Here is a 5,008-nt window from a genome sequence, read left to right on the forward strand (position 1 = left end):
ACCGGGCACCCGCCGATCCGGTGGAGGAGACGGTGGCCGACGTCTTCGCGGAGGTGCTCGGACTCGACCGGGTGAGCGCGGATGCGGGATTCTTCGACCTCGGCGGCAACTCGCTGAGCGCGACCCGTGCGGTCGCCCGCCTGCGCGCCGCACTCGACACCGACATCGGCGTGCGGGCATTGTTCGAGGCGCCCACCGCCCTGGCATTCGCCGCGCGCATCGAGCATGCGGGAGCGGGTCCGTCCGGCCGCCCCGCGCTGACCGCCGGGGACCGTCCCGACCGCATCCCGCTGTCCTACGCCCAGCAGCGCATGTGGTTCATCAACCAGTTCGACACGAGTTCGCCCGCCTACAACATCCCGATGGTCGTGCGGCTCACCGGCGACCTCGACGTGGATGCGCTGACCGCCGCCGTCACGGACGTCGTGACCCGGCACGAGTCGTTGCGCACCCGCTTCCCGCTCCGCGACGGCGAACCCGTCCAGGAGATCCTCGTACCCACCGGCCACCAAGGCTGTGGCCGATCAGAACAAGCGCCGATACTCGCTGCGACCGCGGTCGCGGACGAAAGTCGGCTCCGAGAGGAGCTCACCCGGCTCGTGGCGGCCGGCTTCGACGTCGCCACCGCCGTCCCGCTGCGCGTCGCCCTGTTCTCCCTCGACCCGACGGATCACGTGCTCGCCGTCGTGGTCCACCACATCTTGGCCGACGGCTTCTCCATGGCACCGCTGGTGCGGGATGTGATGATCGCGTACGAATCCCGCGTCCACGGTCGCGCTCCCGCATGGACGCCGCTGCCGGTCCAGTACGCCGACTACACACTGTGGCAACGCAGGCTGCTGGGTTCGGAGGACGACCCCGGATCGCTGATCTCTCGGCAACTGGCCTACTGGGAGTCGGCGCTGGCCGGGCTGCCCGAACTCCTCGAACTGCCCACCGACCGTCGGCGTCCCGCACAGCAGTCGTTCCACGGCGATCGGGTGCGCTTCGCGATCGACCCCGGCCTGCACGAGCGGATCCGGACGGCGGCGCGCGAGCACCGGTCCACCGAATTCATGATCGTGCACGCCGCACTCGCCGTACTGCTCGGCCGACTCGGCGGCACGGAGGACGTGGCGATCGGCACCCCGATCGCCGGCCGCGGCGAGGCGGCGCTCGACGACCTCGTCGGCATGTTCGTCGGCACGCTGGCCCTGCGCACCCCGGTGGAGGCGGGACTGCCGTTCCGTGACCTGCTCGCGCGGGTCCGCGACGCCGATCTCGGCGCCTTCGCGCACGCCGACCTGCCCTTCGAACGGGTGGTGGACGCCGTCGGCCCGGTGCGGTCGACCGCCCACTCGCCGCTCTTCCAGGTGTCCCTCGAATTCCAGAACACCGAGAAGCCCGCTCTGCGGTTGCCGGGGCTGACCGTCGAGGGGCTCGACCCCGCCCTCGACGTCGTGAAAGTGGATCTCGAGGTGATCCTCGACGAACGGTTCGACGTGGACGGCACCCCCGCGGGCATGGCGGGTGCGATCGACTACGCGACCGACCTGTTCGACGCCGACACGGTTGTGGGCTTCGCAGAACGGTTCGTGCGCATCCTCGACACCGTCACCGCCGAACCCGGTATTCCGGTCGGCGACATCGAGATCCTCGGCACCGACGAAGTCGCGGCGCTCACCCCGGCGCGCGGTGCACCCGACGGCCCGAACCTCCTGCTGCCGGACCTGTTGTCGGCCGCGGTCGAACGCGATCGGGACGCCGATGCGGTGTCGTACCGGGGCCGCACGATCACGTTCCGCGAACTCGACGAGGCCTCGAACCGGCTGGCGCGGCGGCTGATCGAGGATGCTGCGGGTCCGGGAAGCACCGTCGCTCTGAGCCTGTCGCGCTCGATCGAATCGGTGCTGTCGGTGTGGGCCGTCGCTCGAACGGGCGCGGCGTTCCTGCCGGTCGATCCCGGGTATCCACTCGACCGCATCGAGCACATGCTCACCGATTCCGGTGCGGTGTCGGGCGTGACCGTCCGGCGACACCGCGATCGGCTGCCCGGGACCGTGAACTGGATCGTGCTCGACGACGCCGAAGACGAGGAGCGGATCCGGGTGCAGTCGCCGGCCTCCGTCACCGACGCGGACCGGACGACGCCGCTGCACGAATCGCATCCCGCGTACCTCGTGTACACCTCCGGATCCACGGGCGTTCCCAAGGGCGTAGCCGTCACGCACCGTGGCCTGGCGAACCTCGCTGCGGAGGAGCGGGACCGTCTCGCGGTCACACCCGGCTCCCGGGTGCTGCACTTCGCGTCGCCGAGTTTCGACGCGTCCGTGTTCGAACTCGTCATGGCATTCTGCGCGGGTGCGACACTGGTGATCGCACCGCCGACGATCTACGGCGGCACCGAGCTGGCCGGACTGCTGAGCGACGAGCGGGTCTCTCACGGATTCGTCACCCCGACCGCACTGGCGTCGATGGACGCCCTCGGCTTCGAGTCGCTGCGGACGCTGGTCGTGGCCGGTGAAGTGTGTCCACCCGAACTCGTCGCCCGGTGGGCGCCCGGCCGCCGGATGTTCAACGCCTACGGGCCGACCGAGACGACGATCATGTCGAACATCAGTGATGCGCTGGTGCCGGGCGAGCCGATCACGCTCGGCGCACCCACCCGCGGCGTCTCGGAGGTCGTGCTGGATTCCCGGCTGCGCCCGGTGCCGGTCGGTGTGGTCGGTGAGCTGTACGTGTCGGGACGCGCCCTGGCCTCCGGGTATCACCGTCGGCCCGGTCTGACGGCGGCCCGTTTCGTGGCCGCCCCCTGGGGCGCCCCGGGCGAGCGGATGTACCGCACGGGAGACGTGGTGCGGTGGCGCCGCGACGGCACCCTCGAGTATGTGGGGCGCAGCGACTTCCAGGTGAAGATCCGGGGGTTCCGCATCGAACCCGGCGAGATCGACGCCGTACTCACCGATCACCCCGACGTCGGGTTCGCCGTCACGATCGGCCGTGCCGGGCCTGCCGGGGAACCGCTGCTCGTCTCCTATGTCCGTCCGATCGGCGGCGCGGACATCGACACCGCGGAGCTCACCCGCCTCGCCGGTGAGCGACTGCCCGCCCACATGGTGCCCGCCGCGATCGTCGTGCTCGAACAGATTCCGCTGACTCCGGTGGGCAAGCTGGATCGCGCCGCTCTGCCCGCACCCGAGTTCCTGTCGGGTACCCGCTTCCGGTTGCCCGCGAACCTGCTCGAGGCGGCGGTCGTGGACGTCTTCGCCGAGGTGCTCGGTCTCGACCGGGTGGGGGCCGACGACAACTTCTTCGAGAGGAGCGGCAACTCCCTGCTTGCCACGAAGGTGGTCGCCGCCCTGCAGGAGAGACTCGATCGGAAGATCCCGCTGCAATGGATGTTCCTCGATCCCACACCGTCCGGCCTCGCCCGCAGGATCGCGCTGCCGTCGGCGGAGGGCGGGGTGATGGAGGCGCTGGCGGTGGTGATTCCGCTGCGCACCGAGGGGGCCGGGAGACCGCTGTTCTGTGTCCACCCAGGAATCGGGCTCTCCTGGGGGTATGCGGGCCTCGTCCGGTATCTGCCAGCGGACCGTCGCGCGTACGGACTGCAGTTGCCCACGATCAGCGGCGACGGCGAATACCAGTCGATCGAACAACTCGCGCACCGGTACGTCGAGGAGATGATGGCCATCCAGCCGGAGGGACCGTACGACCTGCTCGGCTGGTCGCTGGGCGGGATCATCGCCCACACGATGGCCGTCGAACTCCAGCGTGCCGGCGAGGACGTCGCCACCCTCGCGGTCATGGACAGCTTTCCCGACAACGGTGAGGATCCGCTGTTCGGGAAGCTCGACATGCGGGATCTGCTCCGCGGCCTGGGGCTCGTCGTCGCCACCGACGGCGACCTCACCTACGAACGCGCGGCGCAACTGCTGAACGAATCGTGGGGCAGCGACTCCGGACTGCGCGGAGAACACCTCGAGCGAATCAACGCCGGATACGAGAATTCGCGGAAACTGGTCCACCGGTTCCGGCCGCAGGTCTATCATGGCGAGCTCCTGATCTTCCCCGCAACGGGCGACGACGACGGCACGACGCGCGCCCGATCGGTGGAAGAGTGGCGACCGCTCGTGACCGGTCGAATCGTGGAGCACGATGTGGACTGCGGGCACAACGACATGATCGAGCCACAATCCCTCGCCGTGATCGGGCCGGTGCTGTCGAGGTACCTCGAAGCCGGACGCACCCGGCGCCGCGACGACCGAATCCACTGAACCGAGCCGTGTTGCTGTGCGACCATGAACTCTTGTGTGCCCTGGTGATGCCGGACGAATGGTCAGGGGGACGGGGAGAAGCTTCCGCCTCTCGCATTCCTGTGTCCGGACTCCGATGAGGCCACACCGTCACCGGTCGGGGAAACCGTACGGGGAGGAACCGCCGTGAAGCCCGTCGACACGCGGAAACCAGATGGTCGGATCCCGGCCACACGAACACCGGACGCGGCGCGTTTCCCGCTGTCCGCGGCGCAGCATGCGACCTGGTTCGCGCAGCAACTCGAGCCCACGGTGCCGATCTCGATCGCGCACTACGTGGAGTTACGCGGCGACCTCGACATCGACCTGTTGCGACGGGAAACCGTCGAGACCGCTCGCGAGTTCCAGTCGCCTTTACTCGGGGTGGTCCAGGTCGACGGACAGCCGATGCAGTACGTGGATTACGCGACCGAGATCGCTCTCGACTTCCTCGATTTTCGTGGCGAGGACGACCCGGTCGCCGCCGCACACGAATGGATGGACCGGGACTACCGGACTCCACTCGATCTCGGCGCGGATCGACTGGTCGAAACCTCGATCCTGTGCGTGGGGGAGTCGCATTACCTGTGGTACAGCCGCATCCACCACATCGCACTCGACGGATACGGTGCCATGACGATGATCAATCGCATCGCGCACCGCTATTCGGCCTCGGTGGCGGGTCGCGAACCGGAGCCGAACCGGGCTGCGTCCCTCCGTGAGCTGTACGACAT

General features: G+C 68.9%; 2 protein-coding genes. Both read left to right on the plus strand.

What is annotated here, in order from left to right:
- Positions 1–4,256: amino acid adenylation domain-containing protein (locus WAW17_RS14115; protein ID WP_422333580.1), on the plus strand; the 4,256-nt coding region annotated here is incomplete at its 5' end.
- Between the two features lie 165 nt (positions 4,257–4,421).
- Positions 4,422–5,008: condensation domain-containing protein (locus WAW17_RS14120; RefSeq protein ID WP_422333581.1), on the plus strand; the 587-nt coding region annotated here is incomplete at its 3' end.

Source organism: Rhodococcus sp. (in: high G+C Gram-positive bacteria), from assembly GCF_049286785.1.
Taxonomy (GTDB): Bacteria; Actinomycetota; Actinomycetes; order Mycobacteriales; family Mycobacteriaceae; genus Rhodococcus_F.